We start from the raw sequence: 17,675 nt of genomic DNA, 5'->3' as shown, positions 1-17,675 counted from the left end.
GGCCGCTAGAATCTGACGCATGGAACTCAAAATCGTCGTTTACTCCAAGTCCGCATGCCCCCAATGCGAGTCCGCCAAGATGGTGCTCAAAACCAAATCCTTGGCTTTTGAAGAAATCAAGATCGACAGCGAAGAAGAGCGCATGGCCTTCTACGAAAAGTGCGGTCCTTCGGTGCGCCAGATGCCGCAGATTTTCATCAACGACCAGCGCGTGGGTGGTTTGGCCGGTTTGCAAGCCGCTTTGGCCCAATTGGGCCGCTGAGCTCACTTCTTCGGTTTGGCCGTCGAAGACGCTTTCTTCGGCGGCACCGAAACCTTGCCGGCTTCTTCCAGGCAGAGCAAGGTGTCCACATAGGTGATGAACCGGTTCAGGTAGTCCGGTGAGGCATCCCGCATCAATCCCAAAGACCGCAACACCAGCATGTGCGAGTTGATGGGCCCCGCGTTTTGGGGCGCCAGGGCAATCGCTTGTTTGACCTGTTTTTGCACACTGATCTTGCCCAGCTGTTTCTTGAACTGCTGAACCTTGGGGCTTTCTGCCCGCCAAGCCGAAGCTTTGACCGGCAGCGCCGAAGGGGCTGTGGCCGTTGTCGGCGCATGCTGCGCCATGTCCGCCAGCAGGGCAGCCAAAGGGGACTGAGCGCTGGCCACTGCATCTGCCTTGGCTGCGCTTTGCGCGCCGTCCCACCGGCGTTTGAATTCTTCCAAGCACGTTTGCAGCTTGTCGCTCAGCAGCTGTTGCGCAGGGCCACGGTGTGCGCGAGCGCGCTGGCTGAGCAATTCGATGTAATGCCAGCCCACCGCGTCCAGCCGTGCAGCACCTGCTGCCTCAAGCGAGGCTTGCAGGGCCATCAGTTCTGGCAGCAAGGACGACTCTGGCGTCATGGCTTGGCCGTATTGCTGGTTTTGGGCACCGGGGCCATTTCCACGCGGCGGTTTTGGGCGCGGGCTTTTTCGTTGGTGTTGGCCACCAAAGGTTGTTCTTGGCCAAAAGCGGCCGCGAACAACATCGACGAGGGCATGCCTTCTTCGATCAGGGTGCGCGTCACCGTCAAAGCGCGTTGGGCCGACAGCTCCCAGTTGTCATCGAATTGGCGGTTGCGGCTCTTGATGCTTTGGTCGTCGGTGAAGCCGCTGACCATCAGCATTTCATCACGTGACTGCAAATAACTGCGCAATGGCACGACGAGGCTTTTGAGCAGCTTGCGGCCTTCCGGTTCGAGCTTGTCGGAGTTCAGCTCAAACAAGAGCTTGCCGCTGATGCCGATGCGCCCGTTGTTCAGGGTGATGCGCCCACTGGCCAGCGGAACGGCCAAGGCTTTTTCCAGCGACTGGCGTTTTTGTTCCTCGACCTGGCGTTTTTCCACCTCGGCTTCCAAGCGTGTGGCCATGTCCAGCTGCGCGGCCATGACGCCCACCAGCAGCAGCACAAAAGCCCCCAGCAAGCCCGTCATCAGGTCGGCAAACGAGATCCAGACCGGCGAGGACGACTCGAGGTCTTCGTCCTTGTCCAGCATCAAGCGGCTCCTTGCGCGGCGTGTTGCTGCAGCGTTTCCAGCACGTCTTTTTGCGAGGTGATGCTCAGGTCAATGATCTCTCGGGCCTGGGCCACGTAGTAAGCCAGTTGCTCGTCGCTGCGGGTCATGGTCTTGTCCATCGCCTGCTCGATGCGCTGCAAATTGGCCATGAGCTTTTCGTTGGTCTCGTTGAACGAGCGCACGGCAAAGCTGAAGGTCTCGCCCAAGGTGGCCACATCCACCGCGCTGGCGGTCACTTGCGCGGCGATGTCGCCCAGCTTGGCCGACTCGCTGCTCACATGGTCGATGAACTGGCTGTTGGCCTGGTTCAAGGTGGCCGCTGAGGAGCTGACCAGACTGTCGATCACGCTGCGTTGTTCGGTCGATGCGTGGTTGATCGTATCCAGCAAATGGCTCAGGGTCTCCATGATGCGGGTGCGCTCTTCCAGCAGGGCGTTGTCGCGGGCCACACTGACCGAAATTTCTTGGCGCAGCTGGCCAATGACTTCGGCGGCCGCTTTGGGCGCTTCGGAAGCGGTTTCGATCAGACGGGTGATCGGGTCTTCCAAGGCCGTGCCCAAGGTGCTCAGGTGCGCGGTCACAGCGGTCTGCAATTCGCTTAAGCGGGTCACAGCGGCTTGCCCGCGTGCGTCTTCGGCCTCGCGCAGGGCCGACAACTCGGTGCGCAGCAGGGCGCTGAGTTCTTCCGAGCGCTGGGTGTGCTGTTGCACCCATTGGGCTTCGGAGGCGATGCGTGCACGCATCAGCTCTTCGTTGCTGGCCATGAGGCGGGTGACTTCGGCCAGGGTTTGTGAGGCTTGCGTCTGGGTCTGGGTGCTGATGTCGTGTGCGGTCTGCGTCAGGGTGTCGCAGATGGCTTGCTGCTGCGCCAGGGTTTGCGCACCCGCTGTCTGCCACTGCTGGCCCAGTGTGGTGGCGGTGCTTTCGAGCGATGCCTTGAAGGCGTCCAGACGCACTTGGTCGGCGGCTTCGCGCACGCTGTGCACCCGCTGGATGTCGGCCAGGGTTTGGCTGGCCTGGCTTTGCACCTGGGTGGTGATGGCCTGCGCGGTTTGTGTCAAGGTGTCGCAGATGGCTTGTTGCTGGGCCAGCGTCTGGCTGCCCGAGGCTTGCCACTGGTCGCCCAGCGCTGCGGCCATGCTTTCGAGCGAGGCTTTCCAGGCCTCCAGGCGCTGCTGGTCGGCGCTGCCTTGCAGTGCCTGCTGCTCGGCTTGGGCGCTTTGCATGTGGGCCAAGAGGGCTTGGCTGCGTTGCTCAAAAGTTTGGCTGAAACCGTCGAGCGTTTGGCCAACGCGCTCGAGCATGCCGGTGCTGCTGGCCTCGTGCTGGGCCAAGGCGGTGCTGTAGGTTTGCGCCACGCTGGCGGTGGTGGCGCTGAACTGGGTGTTGAGCTCGGCCAGTTGTTGTTGGGTGTTGCGCATGAGCTGCTCGTTCATGCTCTGGGCTTGTTCGGCCAGCTGGCTCATGGTCGCTTGCACCACGGGGCGGATGCCATCGCTGGCCACTTGCATGCTTTGGCTCAGGCTGGTGCGCAGCGATTGGTCCACCGACTGGGCGAGACCCGTGTAGGCGGTGTGCACTTCTTGGTGGAAGCTTTGCTGGTTGGCCATCAGGCGCTCGTTGATTTGCGCACTGGTCTCGGCCATCTGCGTCATCATGGTTTGCAGCTGCAGCACGACTTGGGGCAAAGCTTGCGATTGTTGCTGCAAGGCTTTGAAGGTTTCTTGTCGCTGGTAGGCCAGTGAAAAATCGCGCAGTTCGCGGGCCAAGCAGCTGTCCAGGCGCTGGCTGGCTTGGGCGCGTTCACGGCGCGCCAGGCTGCTCATCAGGCCCAGCATGGCCGAAGTGGCCACACCGGCCACCGAGGTGCCAAAGGCCAGGCCCAGGCCTTTGATGGGCTCGGAAAAAGCAGCGCGGATGCCCGCCACATTGCTGGAGCCTTCGAGTGCGAAGACGGCACCGTTGAGCGTGACCACCATGCCCAAGAAGGTGCCCAGCATCCCCAGCATGACCAGCAGGCCCACCAGATAGGGCGTGAGCGCAGGACCCGGCAGGCCTTGGCGTTCGCCTTCCACGCGTTGGCGCACCGGATTTTGCAAAGCGGCGGGCAGGGTGATCAGCCAGTCGCTCAGGTTGTGCAAATCAGACGGAATGCTGCTCAGGGCCTGGTCCAGGGCCCGGGTGCCTTCGCGGTAATGGCGCAGCTCTTGCGCACCGAACACATACACAGCGCCAATCACGGCCGTCATCACCAGCACCAAAAAGTGGCTGCTGGCCACAGCGGCTGCGACCCACAGCACGGCCAGTGCGCCAAGCCCGAAGGCGATCAGGAACGAATGTCGACTCAGACGGTTCATGGGGAAGACGTGCTTTCTTGGTTGAATGCTTCAAGCAGACCCAGGGCTGGCTGCAGCCGCGTGTCCAGCTCGGCCAGCAAAGCCGTGCGCAATTGCTGGCGCCATGGCAGGAGCCAAGCATCTGGCCTGAGCTGGGGCGCTGTGGGGTCAACGGCGCTGGCTTCGGCCTGCTTTTTGAGGTGTTGTTTGAGGGCTTGCGAAAAGCGTTTTTCGAGCAGCTTGGGCACTTTGCCCAGCAGCATGGCTTCGCGCTCGCTGAGGATGTTTTCAAAGCTGGCATCCAGTGCGGCCAGCTGTTGCAAGGCGGGCGTGCTTTTGGCCAACTGCCCGCGCAATTGCGAGCGCAGGGTGCGCACCTGGGCTTCGATTTGGCGCTGGTGCGCTGCATAAAAGCGGCGGTAAGGCTCAAACGCGATCTTGGGCTCCAGCGGCTCGTCCAGTGTGGCGGGCGGCATCTCGATGCGCGAAAGGCCCGTGCCCGAGGGCGCACCTTGCCCGATGGATTGCTCCAGCGAAGCTTTGACTTTGTCGAAGTGACGCGTCAAAGCCTCCGGCGTCATCAGGCTGGCGCGTCGCTGGTGCGCGGGCATGGCCTGCTCGGTCGGCGATTCGGGGTTGAGCAAGCCGTGCAGGGCAATGGCTTGGCGAAAGTCCAACCAGTCGCCCAACTTCTGGCCCACATCTTGCGACGGTTGGACGGCCTCAAGCATGGCGTTTTCGCTCAGAAAACGCACAAGCTTGGAACTGTGCAGGTGGGTACGCGGCTGGGCTCGCGTCATGGGCGTGTCGGTTTGGAGTCGAATGGCAAATTGGCCGCTCCCAAGTGGCTTGGGCCATGTGCGCACCTTGGTTAAGGTCTTGCAAGCGGAAGGGGTGTGCCGTTCAGGGCACGGGACGCAAAAGCGCCTTTTCTTGGGTTTGATTTTACCTGTCGGGTCTGCGGCCCTATGGCTCAATCGGACTACCAAAGTAGTCGTTGCTGGAAGCGAATCAAAGCGTTTTGGGCTTGAAGTCGCAATAAGCCGCCACCGCGCATTGCGGGCACTGCGGTTTGCGCGCTTGGCACACATAGCGCCCATGCAAGATCAGCCAGTGGTGGGCATCCACCAGGTAGTTGGCCGGGATGCGTTTGAGCAACTTTTGCTCGACTTCAAATGGCGTTTTGCCGGGGGCCAGGCCCGTGCGGTTGCCCAGGCGGAAGATGTGCGTGTCCACCGCCATGGTCGCCTCGCCAAAGGCCGAATTCAGCACCACATTGGCGGTTTTACGACCGACGCCGGGCAGGGCTTCCAGGGCTTCGCGAGTGCGGGGCACCTGACCGCCGTGCTGCTCGACCAAAATTTGGCAGGTCTGCATGAGGTGTTTGGCTTTGCTGCGGTACAGGCCGATGGTCTTGATGTGGCCCTCCAGTCCCTCCAGACCCAGATCCAAAATCTTTTGCGGTGTGCCTGCCACCGGAAACAGTTTGCGCGTGGCCTTGTTCACGCCCACATCGGTGGCTTGGGCCGACAGCAAAACGGCAGCCAGCAACTCAAAGACGCTGGTGTATTCCAGCTCGGTTACGGGCATGGGGTTGGCCGCTTGCAGGGTGGCAAAAAAAGATTCGATCTGTGAGGCGTTCATGGGCTTTGGGATGTTGGCAAAATGTCGGCCAAGTCAACACGGAAGATACACCATGCCTTTGCAGTTCGCAGACCGCCTGAACAACGTCGAAACCTCCGCCATCCGCGAGCTGTTCAAGCTCTTGGGCAAGCCCGGCATCATCAGCTTTGCAGGGGGCTTTCCTGACAGCGCCATGTTCGACGTGGATGGCATCCGCGAAGCGAGCAACGCCGCGCTGGCGCAAGACCCGGGCGCAGCCCTGCAATATGGCGCGACCGAAGGCTTTGGCCCGCTTCGCGAGCAACTGGCCCACTTCATGGCCCAAAAGGGCGCCAAGGATGTGGCCGCCGACCAGCTGATCGTGACCACCGGCAGCCAGCAGGCGCTGGACCTGATCGGCAAAACCATGATCAGCCCCGGTGACAAGGTGATCGTGGAAGGCCCAACCTTTTTGGCCACCATCCAGTGCTTCCGTTTGTATGGGGCCGAACTCATCAGCGCCCCGGTGGACGGCCATGGCGTCAAAACCGACGAGCTGGAAAAGCTGATCGCCGAGCACAAGCCCAAGTTTGTGTATTTGATCCCCACCTTTGGAAACCCGAGTGGCGCCTTGCTCAGCGCTGAGCGCCGCCAGCAGGTGCTGGAGATGGCCGTCAAACACCAGACCCTGATTGTCGAAGACGATCCCTATGGCGATTTGTATTTTGGCGAAGCGCCTCCACCCAGCCTGCTGGCCATGAGTGCATCCGTGCCTGGCAGCCGCGAGCTGCTGGTGCATTGCGGGTCTCTGTCCAAAGTGCTGTCGCCCGGCCTGCGCGTGGGCTGGATGATCGCGCCTGCCGAATTGCTGGCCCGCGCCACCATGTGCAAGCAGTTCAGCGACGCACACACCAGCACCTTTGCCCAGGCCACGGCCGCGCAATACCTCAAGGCGGGCCGCATGCCCGCCACCTTGGACAAAGTGCGCAGCGTTTACGCCCAACGCGCTCAAACCATGGGCGACGCCTTGCGTCGCGAATTGGGCGATGCGGTGGATTTTGTGCAACCCCAAGGCGGCTTGTTTGTGTGGGCGCGCCTGACGGGCGCTGGCGGCAAAGTGGCCGACGGCAATGCGTTTGCCAAACGCGCCATCGACAACGGCGTGGCCTTTGTGCCGGGCACGCCGTTCTTCTGCGCCAACCCCGACCATGCCACCTTCCGCCTGAGCTTTGCCACCGTGGGCGAAGACAAGATCCTTGACGGCGTGGCGCGGCTGGCCAAGGCGCTTTGATCACGCACTTGTTTTGTAGGAGCCAGCCCTGCTGGCGATGTGGGGGTCTTGGGCCTGCAGGTGATCGCTTGCAGGGCAAGCTCCTACAAAAAGCTGCGACCCATGTAGGAGCCAGCCTTGCTGGCGATGGTTGCGTTGAAATTCTCGACCTCATTTGTCAACACACTGCCCCATAAAACCATGAGCACTGAACTTTGCATCACCATCAACGGCACCGAGGTCTGGCTGCAAGGTGAGGGTGATGAGGTGATCCTGATGCTGCACGGCTGGCCGGACACCCGAGCCCTGTGGGACGGCACTGTGGACGCCCTGCAAGACCGCGCCACTTGCGCACGCATCACGCTGCCGGGCTTTGAGACCGGTCCTTCATCGACCAGCCTGGCCGACATGTGTCAGCTGCTGCGCCAGATCGTGGACCGCATCAGCCCCGACAAGCCTGTGACGCTGATGGTGCACGATTGGGGCTGCATCTTTGGTTATGAGTTCGCCATGCGCCACGCAGATCGCGTAGCCCGCGTGGTGGCGGTGGACGTGGGGGACCACAACTCGGGTGCCTTGTTGCGCGGCTGGGGCGCCAAAGAAAAACTCTCTGTGATGGGCTACCAGGTCTGGCTGGCCCTGGCCTGGAAGTTGGGCGGCCGTCTGGGCACCCGCATGACCCGTGCCATGGCGCGTTGGCTGCGTTGCCCGACCGAGCCAGAGCGCATCACCTACCAAATGAACTACCCCTACGCCATGCAATGGTTCGGCACGGCGGGTGGCTTCAAGGGGGCGGCGCAAATCCAGCTGCCCATGCCCTTGCTGTTTGTTTACGGCGAGCGCAAACCCTTCATGTTCCATTCGGCCCAATGGCTGGACAAAGTCGCCGCCACGCCCGGCAGTGCGGTGCAGGGCTTGCCCTGTGGGCATTGGGTCATGATCTCGCGTCCTGAAGCCTTCCATGCGCGGGTGCGTGAATGGCTCTGGGGCCAGGCTTGAGGACACAGGCATGCAAGCCGAAGATCTGCTCAAACTTGTCAACACGCCCATGCCCTTTGGCAAACACAAGGGCGTGCTGATCGCCGACTTGCCGGGTAACTACCTCAACTGGTTTGCGCGCGAGGGATTCCCCAAAGGCGAGGTGGGGCGTTTGCTGCAACTCATGCAAGAGATTGACCACAACGGCCTGAAAGATTTGCTGCGGCCTTTGCGCCATTCAAGATAGGTCGTCGGGTTCAACCCAGACAAGATCACCCCCATTCAGGGCTTGACGACTTCCAGCAAGCGGTCCAACCCGCCTTCTTGGATGGCCACCATGGCCTGCTCACGCACTTTGGGTTTGGCGTGGTAGGCCACCGATAAACCTGCGGCTCCCATCATGGGCAGGTCGTTGGCGCCGTCGCCCATGGCGATGCACTCGTGCGGCGCGATGCCCAGCAGCGAAGCGACTTCGAGCAATGTGCGGCGTTTTTCGGCGCCATCGCAAATGTCGCCCCAGCTTTGCATCACCAAGCCGCCCGTGAGCTCGCCACCCACGATCTCCAGTTGGTTGGAGCGGGCAAAGTCGATGTTCAGGCGCTCTTTCACGCGGTCGGCAAAGAAGGTGAAGCCACCGGACACCAGCAGCACCTTCATGCCCGCCTTTTGGCAAGCGGCGATCAACTCGGCCGCGCCGGGGTTGATCTTCAGGCGCTCGGTGTAAACGCGCTCCATGTCGGCCAGCGTCACGCCCTTGAGCAGCGCCAAACGGCGGCGCAGGCTTTCTTTGAAGTCGGTGATCTCGCCGCGCATGGCGGCCTCGGTGATGGCCGCGACTTCGGCCTTGCGGCCCACGGCGTCGGCGATCTCGTCGATGCACTCGATGCTGATGAGCGTGGAGTCCATGTCAAACGCGATGAGCTTGAACTGGGACAAAGGCAGGGGGGCGGTGAACCCCTGAATGGCGAGGCCGGGGGCGAATTCGTTCACAGTGGTCATGGGTCAAGATTATCGAAGATCGTTGAAGGGTCTCAGACGGCGGCTGTTTCGGTCTTGGGCTGCCCCAAGGATCTCAACACATCCCGCACCATCTGCGCCCGCGCCTTGGGGTCGGGCAGTTCGCGTTCGATGCGCAGTTTGTCGTTGCCCGCCAGCTTGATGTGTTTGTTCTTTTGGATCAGGCCAATGATGGCCATCGGGTCCACAGGTGGGTTGGGCTTGAAGGTGATCTGGATGACACCTGGAGCGGCGTCGACTTTGATCACGCCATAAGGCTGGGTCAGCACGCGCAGGCGGTGCACATCGACCAGCGTCTGCGCTTGCGGGGGGAGCTTGCCAAAGCGGTCCACCAGTTCTTCGAGCAGGGCGTCGATCTGGTCGTTGGTTTTGGCGGTGGCCAGCTTTTTGTAAAAGCTCAGGCGCAGGTGCACGTCGCCACAGTAGTCGTTGGGCAGCAGGGCGGGGGCGTGCAGGTTGATGTCTGTCGTGACCGACAGGGGGCTGAGCAAGTCCGGTTCTTTGCCCGCTTTCAAGCTGCGCACCGCTTCGGACAGCATCTCGTTGTAGAGCTGAAAGCCCACTTCAAGCATGTTGCCGCTTTGGTTTTCGCCCAGCACTTCGCCCGCGCCGCGGATCTCCAGGTCGTGCATGGCCAAATAAAAGCCGCTGCCCAACTCTTCCATTTGCTGGATCGCGTCAAGCCGCTGGGCGGCTTGTTTGGTCAGACCTTCGATCTCGGGCACCATCAAATACGCATAGGCTTGGTGGTGTGATCGGCCCACGCGCCCGCGCAGCTGGTGCAGCTGGGCCAGGCCGAATTTGTCGGCGCGAGAGATCACGATGGTGTTGGCCGTGGGCACGTCGATGCCGGTCTCGATGATGGTCGAGCACAGCAAGATGTTGTAGCGCTGGGCCACAAAGTCGCGCATCACGCGCTCCAGCTCGCGCTCGGGCATCTGGCCGTGGGCCACGGCGATGCGGGCTTCGGGCAGGATTTCCTCGAGCTTTTGGCGTCGGTTTTCGATGGTCTCGACCTCGTTGTGCAAAAAGTAGCACTGTCCGCCGCGCTTGAGTTCGCGCAGCACCGCCTCGCGGATCACGCCCGTGCCTTCGTTGCGCACAAAGGTCTTGATGGCCAGGCGGCGTTGCGGCGCGGTGGCGATCACGCTCAAATCGCGCAGGCCCTCCAGCGCCATGCCCATGGTGCGGGGGATGGGGGTGGCCGTGAGCGTGAGCACATCGACCTCGGCCCGCAGGGCTTTCATGGCCTCTTTGTGGCGCACACCAAAGCGGTGCTCTTCGTCGATGATCAAGAGGCCCAGGTTTTTGAAGTGGGTCTTTTCTGACAGCAGTTTGTGGGTGCCGACCACGATGTCCACCGTGCCGTCTTCTATGCCTTTCATGGCCGCTGTGACTTCTTTGCCCGAACGAAAGCGCGACACCTCGGCCACCTTGACCGGCCACTTGGCAAAGCGGTCTTTGAGCGTCTGGTAATGCTGCTCGGCCAGCAGCGTGGTGGGAGCCAGCAGCGCGACTTGTTTGCCGCCCGTCACAGCCACAAAGGCGGCCCGCAACGCCACCTCGGTTTTGCCAAAACCCACATCGCCGCAAACCAAGCGGTCCATCGGGCGGGGGCTGATCATGTCTTGAATCACGCAGTGGATAGCCGCTTTTTGATCGGCGGTTTCTTCAAAGCCGAAGTCGTTGGCAAAGGTTTCGTAGTCTTGCGGGCTGTAGCGGAAGGCGTGGCCTTCGCGTGCGGCGCGGCGGGCGTAGATGTTGAGCAATTCGGCGGCCGAGTCGCGCACCTGTTCGGCCGCTTTGCGCTTGGCCTTTTCCCATTGGCCACTGCCCAGCTTGTGCAGGGGCGCTTCGTCGGCGCTCACGCCTGTGTAGCGACCAATCAGCTGCAGCTGGCTCACCGGCACATAAAGCGTGGCTTGGTCGGCGTATTCCAAATGCAAAAACTCTTGCAGGGCGGGCGTGCCGTCTTCGTTTTTCTGCCCCATGTCCATGTTGACCAGGCCCCGGTAACGGCCAATGCCGTGCTGGCTGTGCACCACAGGGTCGCCCACATTGAGTTCGGAGAGGTCTTTGATGAGGGCTTCCACATCGCTGACCTGTTCCTGCTTTTTGCGTCGGCGGGTGGTGGGGCCTGCGGCAAAGAGTTCGGTTTCGGTGACCAGGTCGATGCCGTGCTCGAACCAGTGAAAGCCGCTGACCAAAGCAGCGGTGGCCATGCCGACTTTTTCGTCGCTGGTCAAAAAGTCTTCGAGGCTGTCGAACACCGGGGGCGTGAGGCCGCTGGAGCGCACGAAGTCCATCAGGCTTTCGCGGCGGCCATCGCTTTCGGCCAGGATCAACACGCGGGTCTTACCGCTGTGGATGTGCGCTTGCAGCCGCGCCAGCGGGTCTTCTGCACCACGCACCACGGTGAGGTCAGGCAGAGGCTGGGCCAGGGCGTTGTCGGCCACGTCGTGCGTGCCTTGTCGCAAGGCCAACTGGGCGTGGCCATTGCTTTGGGCATAGAACTGCTCTGCACTTAAAAACAGCGCATCAGGAGGCAGCACGGGCCGCTCGGGGTCACCTTGCACCAGGCGGTAGCGGTCTTTGGTGTCTTGCCAAAAGCGCTGGAAGGCGGGTTCCAGATCGCCGTGCAACACCACGGTGGCCGCATCGGCCTGGCCAGCGCCCAGGTAGTCGAACACCGTGGCGGTATCTTCAAAAAACAGCGGCAGGTAGTACTCGATGCCCGCCGTGGCCACGCCGTCGCCCATGTCTTTGTAAATGCGGCTCTTGGTCGGGTCGCCTTCGAGCAGTTCGCGCCAGCGGCTCCTGAAACGCGCACGCGCCGCCTCGTCCATCGGGAACTCGCGCCCGGGCAGAAGCCGCACCTCGGGCACGGGGTAGAGGCTGCGCTGGCTGTCGGGGTCAAACGTGCGGATGCTGTCGATCTCGTCGTCGAACAGGTCTACGCGATACGGCACCAGCGAGCCCATGGGGAAGAGGTCGATCAAGCCGCCGCGCACCGCGTATTCGCCGGGGCTGACCACTTGGCTGACGTGTGAATAGCCCGCCAGCGTGAGTTGGGCCTTGAGCTGGGCTTCGTCAAGCTTTTGCTTGACCTTGAATTCGAAGGTGTAGCCCGCCAAAAAGGACGGCGGGGCCAGCCGGTACAACGCCGTCGTGGCGGGCAGCAACACCACATCGGCGCTCTCGGCGTGGTTGCGCTGCTTGATGCGCCACAACGTAGCCAGCCGTTCACTGATCAGGTCTTGGTGAGGCGAGAAGGTGTCATACGGCAGGGTTTCCCAGTCGGGGAACATCACACAGCGCAGATCGGGCGCAAAAAACACCAGCTCGTCCATCAGGCGCTGGGCGTCGGCTGCGTCGCTGGTGACGATGGCGGTGAGCTTGCCCGCTTTTTTCTCGCGCTTGGCCAGTTGGGCCAGCAGCACGGCGTCGGCCGATCCGGCGGGGCGGGGCAGGGTGAATCGTTTGCCGGAAATCAGGCTGGGCAGTTGCATGGCGGTGCCGATGGAAAAAAGCAAAACACCCCCCGCCAAAAAGGAGGGGGGTGTGGGTGGTTCGAATTGGATGTGATTTTAGGGGCTTTGGGCGGACCAAACGGTGTGCGGACCTGGTCAACCACAGTGTTCAGTGGGTTGGCGTCTTCAGCCCTGACAAGGCTTAGCCTCGCACGACGTGACGTCGGGGCAGAAGCAGCCGACCTACAAAACTACAATCGACGCATGACCGCTCCCAATGCCTTGGCCCGTTTTCATGCCCTCATCCCTTGTGCGGGGACTGGCAGCCGAGCGGGCACGGCCATGCCCAAGCAATACCAAATGGTGGCTGGCCAGCCCATGGTGATGCACACCGTGCAGGCCCTGGCCCAAGTGCCGCAGCTTGATTCGGGCTGGCTCGTGGTGTCGCCCGATGACCGTTTTTTCTGGCCACAAGCCTCATGGCCCGAGCGCTTTGTGCGGGTGGCTTGTGGCGGCGCTTCGCGGGCCGAGAGTGTGTTCAATGGCTTGCAAGCGATGCTGGCGGCAGGCTTGTCCGCCGACGATTGGGTCTTGGTGCACGATGCAGCGCGTTGCCTCATCACGCCTGAGGCGGTGGCTGCCTTGATTGTGGCCTGCCAGGGCGACCCGGTGGGCGGCCTGCTGGCTTTGCCTTTGCCCGACACGCTCAAGGCGCAGCGCCAAGATGCCGATGCAGTGCGTGTGCACAGCACCGTGCCGCGCGAAGACAAATGGCTGGCCCAAACGCCGCAAATGTTTCGCCTGGGCGCTTTGCATGCGGCTTTGGCCCAAGTGGCCGCTTCGGGCTTTGAAGGCATCACCGACGAGTCGAGCGCCATGGAGCGCTTGGGGCTGTCGCCCCGACTGGTGCCGGGCTCGGCGCAGAATTTGAAAGTCACTTACCCGGCCGACTTTGCGTTTGCCGAGGCCGTTTTGAAAGGTCGCACATGAGTTTTCGCATTGGAGAGGGCTGGGACGTGCATGCCCTGGTGCCTGGCCGCAAGCTGGTCTTGGGCGGGGTGGAGATCCCCCACACCACCGGCTTGCTGGGCCATTCGGATGCCGATGTGCTGCTGCACGCCATCACCGATGCGGTCTTGGGTGCGGCGGGCTTGGGCGACATTGGCCGGCATTTCCCAGACACCGATGCGCAATTCAAAGGGGCGGATTCGAAAGTGTTGCTGGCCGAGGCCATGCGCCGGGTGCGTGCGGCAGGCTATGAATTGGTCAATGTGGACAGCACCATCGTCGCGCAAGCGCCCAAACTGGCCCCGCACATGCAAGCCATCAACGCCTCGGTGGCCCAGGCTTTGGGGGTGCAGAGCGATCAGGTCAATGTGAAAGCCAAAACCGCAGAAAAGCTTGGCCCTGTGGGCATGAGCCAGAGCATGGAAGCACGGGCGGTGGCCTTGCTTGCCAAGCGCTGAACTGAACTCAAGCCAAGTTGGCTTGTTTGAATTTCATCAGCGCCATCAGGCCTCCGGCGCTGTTGTTGAACACCGAAAACGTGCCGCCCATGCGCTGCACTGAGCGCTCCACGATCGCCAAGCCCAGACCAGAGCCTGTGGCCGATGTGCGGGCCGTGTCGCCCCGGTAGAACGGTTGGGTCAGGTTCTTCAAGGTTTCTTCAGACACGCCGGGGCCTTGGTCGCGCACGCGCAGCAGCACCCAACCGTCGTGCACGCGGGCCACGATCTCGACCCGGGTCACGCCGTCGTTGGGGCTTTGACCATAGCGGCGGGCGTTTTCCAGCAGGTTCGACAAGATGCGTCCCAGCTCCACGGTTTCAGCAATGACGTGCAAGTCTTCTGCGACATCAATGGAGATTTCCAGTCGCGGGTTGTTGCGCCAAGGCACGATGCAGCGGCTGAGCACGCCCGACAGCAAGACCGGACCCAAATCGGTGGGTTCGGGTCGTGCGTAGTCCAGAAATTTGTCGATGATTTCGTCGAGTTGGGCAATGTCGCCAGCCATGAGCTCTCGGGTTTCGGCGTCTGCCACGCTCAGCTCGGTCTCCAGTCGCAAGCGGGCCAGGGGGGTGCGCAGGTCGTGCGAGATCCCTGCCAGCATCAAGGCCCGTTCCGCTTCAATTTTGGCCAGTCGCTCGGCCATGCGGTTAAAGCCAATGTTGACTTCGCGGATTTCACTGGTGGCTTCGTCTTCATTGAGCGATGAATTTCGGAAGTGACCTTCCCGGACTTGGCTGGCTGCATAAGACAGACGTTTGAGGGGGCGGTTGATCAACCTGGCCATCAAGGCGGCACCGCCCAGGGACAAGATGGCCGCAAAGCTCAGCCACATCAGCCAGGTTTGACCGCCCAATGGGCGTAGGCGTTCAGGATCCATTTGGAGCCAATAGCTGTCTCGCTCAATGGCAAAGCCGACCCAAAGCCCCGATTGACCATTGACGCTGGAGGCGATCACGGTGCCATGGCCAAGCCGCTTGAGCATTTCTTGCACAAGGCGCTTTTCCATATCGGTTTCGCCAAAGGGTTCGATGCGATCACCGGGTTCACGGGTGAGAATGTTCACACTTTCTTCGTCGGCCAAGGTTTTGAGCAAGGACACCCGGGCAATTGCATCGCTGTGAACCAAGGCGGTTTTGGTCAAGTTGACGACCGTGGCGATCTGGTGCGCGTTGCGCAAGACGCGCGGCTCAAATTCCTGAGTCCGAAAAAGCTGTAGCCAGGCCACACTGCTGAACAAAATCAGGATTGCCAGCAATGCAAAAGTTCGCCAGAAAAGGCTGAACTTCAGCCTGCGCAGGAGCGCTTGGGGAGTTTGTTTGCCCTCAAGCCTGTCGTCGGGAGCGCTCACGACTGACCATCGGGGACGAAGACATAACCGACGCCCCAAACTGTCTGGATGATCTTGGGCGCAGCGGGGTCGATCTCGATCATTTTTCGCAAGCGGGACACTTGAACATCCAGGCTGCGGTCAAAGGGTTCAAATTCACGCCCCCGCGCCAGTTGTGCCAATTTGTCACGGGTCAGCGCTTGTCGAGGATGGCGTGCCAGAGCTTTGAGCATGGCGAATTCACCGGAGGTCAGTGGAATGTCTTGACCATTCTTGCTGAGCGACCTGGCCCCCAGATCGAATTTGAAATCACTGAACGTGATGACCTCGCCATCGCCCGCGGGGGCGCCAGGCACCTCGGACTGGGGGCGGCGGCGCAGCACCGCGTGGATCCGTGCCAGCAATTCGCGCGGATTGAAGGGTTTGCCCAGGTAGTCGTCTGCGCCGATCTCAAGGCCACGGATACGGTCCTCATCTTCGCCTTTCGCCGTGAGCATGATGACCGGCATTTTGACACCCGATGTTCGCAGTCTTGTGCAAATGCTCAGGCCGTCTTCACCGGGCAGCATCAAATCCAGCACGATCAGGTCAATGGTTTCTCGCTGAAGGATGCGATCCAATGCGCGGCCATCTTCGGCCAACAGAACATCAAAACCTTCTTGCGAAAGGAAGCGTCGCAGCAGATCACGGATGCGGGCGTCATCGTCCACGATGACGATTTTGTCCAGACGGGATGAGGGTGCTGTCATGGTCGGTGAGTGCGTGTGGTTGAAACGGCGCTTATTGGGCAGTCCAGCCGCCATCCATGTTCCAGGCTACACCGCGCACGTTGTTGCCCGCTGGCGAGCAGAAAAAGACCGCCAACTCGCCCAACTCTTCGGGCGTGGTGAATTGCATCGAGGGCTCTTTTTCCTGAAGCAGCAGTTTGGTGGCGGCTTCGTTGGACAGGCCCATGTCGGCGGCTTTGGCGTCCACCTGTTTTTGCACCAGGGGCGTCAGCACCCAGCCAGGGCAAATTGCATTGCAGGTCACGCCGGTGGTGGCGTTTTCCAGTGCGGTGACTTTGGTCAGGCCGACCACACCGTGTTTGGCGGCTACGTAGGCCGACTTTTCCGCAGAGCCCACCAGGCCGTGGATCGAGGCCACGTTGATCACGCGACCCCAGTTGGCGGCCTTCATGGCGGGCAGTGCCAAGCGGGTGGCGTGGAAAGCACTGGAGAGGTTGATGGCGATGATCGCATCCCATCGCTCGATGGGGAAGTCTTCGATCTTGGCCACATGCTGGATGCCGGCGTTGTTGACCAGGATGTCCACGCGGCCAAAGGTGTCGGCAGCGAACTTCATCATGGCTTCGATCTCGCTGGCCTTGCTCATGTCGGCGCCGTGGTAGGCCACTTTCACACCGAGGGCTGCAATTTCTTTTTGGGGGCCTTCGGTGTCGCCGAAACCGTTGAGCACGATGTTGGCGCCTTGCTTGGCGAGGGCCTTGGCGATGCCCAGACCGATACCGCTGGTTGAACCCGTGACCAAAGCTGTTTTACCTTGCAACATGATTTCCACTCCAGATGAATTAGGATGCATAAAAGTCCATTATCGCGCTGCAAAAGCACTGTTTTGCAGCACGTCCGATTCGATTGTGTCCGATTGTCATGAGCGCCAGCCTTTTGCAGCCCCAACTTGAATTTGTGCCATGCCCGCATCCCGAGGGCCAGCACCGCATGGCCTATTGGCGTTGGGGGGAGGCATCGGCCCGCCGCGTGGTGCTGTGTGTGCACGGCCTGACCCGCCAGGGCCGCGATTTTGACCGCTTGGCCAAGGCCTTGGTGACCCAAAGCCCCGAGCCCTTGCAAGTGATCTGCCCTGATGTGGCCGGTCGTGGCCAAAGCGAATGGCTCAGTGACCCCATGGGCTACCAGATCCCGCAATACGCGTCCGACATGTTGGCCTTGCTGGCGCAGTTGCGCTCGGGCGTGGACATCGAAACGCTCGATTGGGTGGGCACCAGCATGGGCGGCGTGATCGGCATGGTGTTGGCTGGTCAGCCCGCTATGCCCATGCCAGCGCCGATTCGGCGACTGGTGCTCAACGATGTGGGACCGGCCATCGCGTGGGCTGCAGTCCAGCGCATGCAGCAATACGTGGGGCAATACGGCCAGTTTCAGAGCCTGGACGAAGCAGCGGCTGCCTTGAGGGTTTTGTCAGCCGGGTTTGGTCCTGTGCCAGCCGATGTTTGGCGCGAGATGTCGTCCCACATGGTGCGCCCTGCTGCACAAGGGAGCGTTACCTTGCATTACGACCCGGCCATTGGCACGCCTTTGCGTGCTTTGACGGCCGAAGCGGCCGCGGCGGGCGAGCAAGTCATGTGGGGTTTGTACGACCAGATCCGGGCCCAAACCCTGCTCATACGCGGCGGCCAGTCGGATTTGCTATTGCCTGAAACGGCCTTGGCCATGACCGAGCGCGGCCCCCGCGCACAACTCGTCACCTGGCCCGATTGCGGGCACGCGCCCACCCTGACCAGCGACGCTCAAATCGAGGCGGTGGCCCATTTCTTGTTGGAGGCTTGAGTCGATGGTCAGCCCCAATACCAGCCATGCCGCCAGCCCCACACGCGTCTCCACGCATTTGC

The 17,675-nt window shown here is 61.5% G+C and carries 17 protein-coding genes; 7 read left to right on the top strand and 10 right to left on the bottom strand.

Annotation, left to right across the window (positions count from 1 at the left end; genetic code table 11):
* The first annotated feature begins 19 nt into the window (after positions 1-19).
* The gene (locus QLQ16_RS07370) at positions 20-262 is read left to right on the top strand and encodes a glutaredoxin family protein (protein ID WP_108322769.1); all 243 of its coding nucleotides are present in this window, start codon (positions 20-22) and stop codon (positions 260-262) included.
* Positions 263-264: 2 nt separating this feature from the next.
* Here the strand turns inward: QLQ16_RS07370 and QLQ16_RS07365 are convergent, their stop codons facing one another.
* The 5 genes from QLQ16_RS07365 to nth all read right to left on the bottom strand — a co-directional run bounded on the left by QLQ16_RS07365 (position 265) and on the right by nth (position 5,518).
* Positions 265-885, bottom strand: a complete 621-nt coding sequence (locus QLQ16_RS07365; RefSeq protein ID WP_283224046.1) for a DUF2894 domain-containing protein — start codon at positions 883-885, stop codon at positions 265-267.
* Complete coding sequence (locus tag QLQ16_RS07360; protein ID WP_283224045.1) at positions 882-1,517, bottom strand: OmpA family protein; 636 nt, start codon at positions 1,515-1,517, stop codon at positions 882-884. The genes QLQ16_RS07365 and QLQ16_RS07360 overlap by 4 nt, the downstream gene beginning before the upstream one ends.
* Positions 1,517-3,895 (bottom strand): DUF802 domain-containing protein, encoded by a 2,379-nt coding sequence (locus QLQ16_RS07355; protein ID WP_283224044.1) that lies wholly within the window; start codon positions 3,893-3,895, stop codon positions 1,517-1,519. The genes QLQ16_RS07360 and QLQ16_RS07355 overlap by 1 nt, the downstream gene beginning before the upstream one ends.
* Positions 3,892-4,674 carry a DUF3348 family protein gene (locus tag QLQ16_RS07350; protein WP_283224043.1) on the bottom strand — a complete coding sequence of 261 codons (783 nt, stop codon included), beginning with the start codon at positions 4,672-4,674 and terminating at the stop codon, positions 3,892-3,894. The genes QLQ16_RS07355 and QLQ16_RS07350 overlap by 4 nt, the downstream gene beginning before the upstream one ends.
* Before the next feature lie 211 nt (positions 4,675-4,885).
* Entirely contained in the window at positions 4,886-5,518 is a 633-nt protein-coding gene (gene nth, locus QLQ16_RS07345) for an endonuclease III (protein WP_283224042.1), read from the bottom strand.
* 52 nt (positions 5,519-5,570) lie between these two features.
* Here nth and QLQ16_RS07340 point away from each other — a divergent pair, with 52 nt between their 5' ends.
* From QLQ16_RS07340 to QLQ16_RS07330, 3 genes are all read left to right on the top strand, one after another.
* On the top strand, positions 5,571-6,767 hold the full coding sequence (locus QLQ16_RS07340; protein WP_283224041.1) for an aminotransferase-like domain-containing protein: 1,197 nt from the start codon (positions 5,571-5,573) through the stop codon (positions 6,765-6,767).
* A gap of 180 nt (positions 6,768-6,947) precedes the next feature.
* Positions 6,948-7,745 carry an alpha/beta fold hydrolase gene (locus QLQ16_RS07335; protein ID WP_283224040.1) on the top strand — a complete coding sequence of 266 codons (798 nt, stop codon included), beginning with the start codon at positions 6,948-6,950 and terminating at the stop codon, positions 7,743-7,745.
* Positions 7,746-7,755: 10 nt separating this feature from the next.
* Positions 7,756-7,971, top strand: a complete 216-nt coding sequence (locus tag QLQ16_RS07330) for a DUF3820 family protein (RefSeq protein WP_283224039.1) — start codon at positions 7,756-7,758, stop codon at positions 7,969-7,971.
* A 35-nt stretch (positions 7,972-8,006) separates the two neighbouring features.
* Here QLQ16_RS07330 and serB read toward each other — a convergent pair whose 3' ends face one another.
* Together serB and mfd are read right to left on the bottom strand one after the other, a co-directional pair.
* Positions 8,007-8,723, bottom strand: a complete 717-nt coding sequence (serB, locus tag QLQ16_RS07325) for a phosphoserine phosphatase SerB (RefSeq protein ID WP_283224038.1) — start codon at positions 8,721-8,723, stop codon at positions 8,007-8,009.
* A gap of 32 nt (positions 8,724-8,755) precedes the next feature.
* On the bottom strand, positions 8,756-12,250 hold the full coding sequence (gene mfd, locus QLQ16_RS07320) for a transcription-repair coupling factor (RefSeq protein ID WP_283224124.1): 3,495 nt from the start codon (positions 12,248-12,250) through the stop codon (positions 8,756-8,758).
* 225 nt (positions 12,251-12,475) lie between these two features.
* Between mfd and ispD the strand changes: the two genes are divergently transcribed.
* Together ispD and ispF are read left to right on the top strand one after the other, a co-directional pair.
* Positions 12,476-13,201: a 2-C-methyl-D-erythritol 4-phosphate cytidylyltransferase gene (gene ispD, locus QLQ16_RS07315; RefSeq protein WP_283224037.1), complete on the top strand. Its 726-nt coding sequence runs from the start codon at positions 12,476-12,478 to the stop codon at positions 13,199-13,201.
* Positions 13,198-13,677: a 2-C-methyl-D-erythritol 2,4-cyclodiphosphate synthase gene (gene ispF, locus QLQ16_RS07310; RefSeq protein ID WP_283224036.1), complete on the top strand. Its 480-nt coding sequence runs from the start codon at positions 13,198-13,200 to the stop codon at positions 13,675-13,677. The genes ispD and ispF overlap by 4 nt, the downstream gene beginning before the upstream one ends.
* A gap of 7 nt (positions 13,678-13,684) precedes the next feature.
* Here ispF and QLQ16_RS07305 read toward each other — a convergent pair whose 3' ends face one another.
* From QLQ16_RS07305 to QLQ16_RS07295, 3 genes are all read right to left on the bottom strand, one after another.
* Positions 13,685-14,896: a sensor histidine kinase gene (locus QLQ16_RS07305; protein ID WP_283224035.1), complete on the bottom strand. Its 1,212-nt coding sequence runs from the start codon at positions 14,894-14,896 to the stop codon at positions 13,685-13,687.
* Between the two features lie 167 nt (positions 14,897-15,063).
* The gene (gene ompR, locus QLQ16_RS07300; RefSeq protein ID WP_283224034.1) at positions 15,064-15,795 is read right to left on the bottom strand and encodes an osmolarity response regulator transcription factor OmpR; all 732 of its coding nucleotides are present in this window, start codon (positions 15,793-15,795) and stop codon (positions 15,064-15,066) included.
* A gap of 31 nt (positions 15,796-15,826) precedes the next feature.
* On the bottom strand, positions 15,827-16,597 hold the full coding sequence (locus QLQ16_RS07295) for a 3-hydroxybutyrate dehydrogenase (RefSeq protein WP_283224033.1): 771 nt from the start codon (positions 16,595-16,597) through the stop codon (positions 15,827-15,829).
* Positions 16,598-16,695: 98 nt separating this feature from the next.
* Here QLQ16_RS07295 and QLQ16_RS07290 point away from each other — a divergent pair, with 98 nt between their 5' ends.
* A complete protein-coding gene (locus QLQ16_RS07290) occupies positions 16,696-17,613 on the top strand; it encodes an alpha/beta fold hydrolase (protein WP_283224032.1) in 918 nt (305 codons plus the stop codon).
* Positions 17,614-17,675: the final 62 nt, after the last annotated feature.

Origin of the sequence: Limnohabitans lacus, from assembly GCF_030053395.1 — a bacterium.
Lineage (GTDB): Bacteria > Pseudomonadota > Gammaproteobacteria > Burkholderiales > Burkholderiaceae_C > Limnohabitans_A > Limnohabitans_A lacus.
Note: the sequence above shows the minus strand (reverse complement) of the source record. Positions and strands in the feature narration are given on the sequence as shown.

What these genes read in the sequence shown, in the direction of transcription:
- QLQ16_RS07365 (WP_283224046.1), bottom strand. Translation starts at nt 885, where the DNA reads ATGACGCCAGAGTCGTCCTTGCTGCCAGAACTGATGGCCCTGCAAGCC.
- QLQ16_RS07290 (WP_283224032.1), top strand. Translation starts at nt 16,696, where the DNA reads ATGAGCGCCAGCCTTTTGCAGCCCCAACTTGAATTTGTGCCATGCCCG.
- ispD (WP_283224037.1), top strand. Translation starts at nt 12,476, where the DNA reads ATGACCGCTCCCAATGCCTTGGCCCGTTTTCATGCCCTCATCCCTTGT.
- ompR (WP_283224034.1), bottom strand. Translation starts at nt 15,795, where the DNA reads ATGACAGCACCCTCATCCCGTCTGGACAAAATCGTCATCGTGGACGAT.
- QLQ16_RS07355 (WP_283224044.1), bottom strand. Translation starts at nt 3,895, where the DNA reads ATGAACCGTCTGAGTCGACATTCGTTCCTGATCGCCTTCGGGCTTGGC.
- QLQ16_RS07335 (WP_283224040.1), top strand. Translation starts at nt 6,948, where the DNA reads ATGAGCACTGAACTTTGCATCACCATCAACGGCACCGAGGTCTGGCTG.
- nth (WP_283224042.1), bottom strand. Translation starts at nt 5,518, where the DNA reads ATGAACGCCTCACAGATCGAATCTTTTTTTGCCACCCTGCAAGCGGCC.
- QLQ16_RS07370 (WP_108322769.1), top strand. Translation starts at nt 20, where the DNA reads ATGGAACTCAAAATCGTCGTTTACTCCAAGTCCGCATGCCCCCAATGC.
- serB (WP_283224038.1), bottom strand. Translation starts at nt 8,723, where the DNA reads ATGACCACTGTGAACGAATTCGCCCCCGGCCTCGCCATTCAGGGGTTC.
- QLQ16_RS07295 (WP_283224033.1), bottom strand. Translation starts at nt 16,597, where the DNA reads ATGTTGCAAGGTAAAACAGCTTTGGTCACGGGTTCAACCAGCGGTATC.
- QLQ16_RS07360 (WP_283224045.1), bottom strand. Translation starts at nt 1,517, where the DNA reads ATGCTGGACAAGGACGAAGACCTCGAGTCGTCCTCGCCGGTCTGGATC.
- mfd (WP_283224124.1), bottom strand. Translation starts at nt 12,250, where the DNA reads ATGCAACTGCCCAGCCTGATTTCCGGCAAACGATTCACCCTGCCCCGC.
- QLQ16_RS07350 (WP_283224043.1), bottom strand. Translation starts at nt 4,674, where the DNA reads ATGACGCGAGCCCAGCCGCGTACCCACCTGCACAGTTCCAAGCTTGTG.
- QLQ16_RS07340 (WP_283224041.1), top strand. Translation starts at nt 5,571, where the DNA reads ATGCCTTTGCAGTTCGCAGACCGCCTGAACAACGTCGAAACCTCCGCC.
- ispF (WP_283224036.1), top strand. Translation starts at nt 13,198, where the DNA reads ATGAGTTTTCGCATTGGAGAGGGCTGGGACGTGCATGCCCTGGTGCCT.
- QLQ16_RS07330 (WP_283224039.1), top strand. Translation starts at nt 7,756, where the DNA reads ATGCAAGCCGAAGATCTGCTCAAACTTGTCAACACGCCCATGCCCTTT.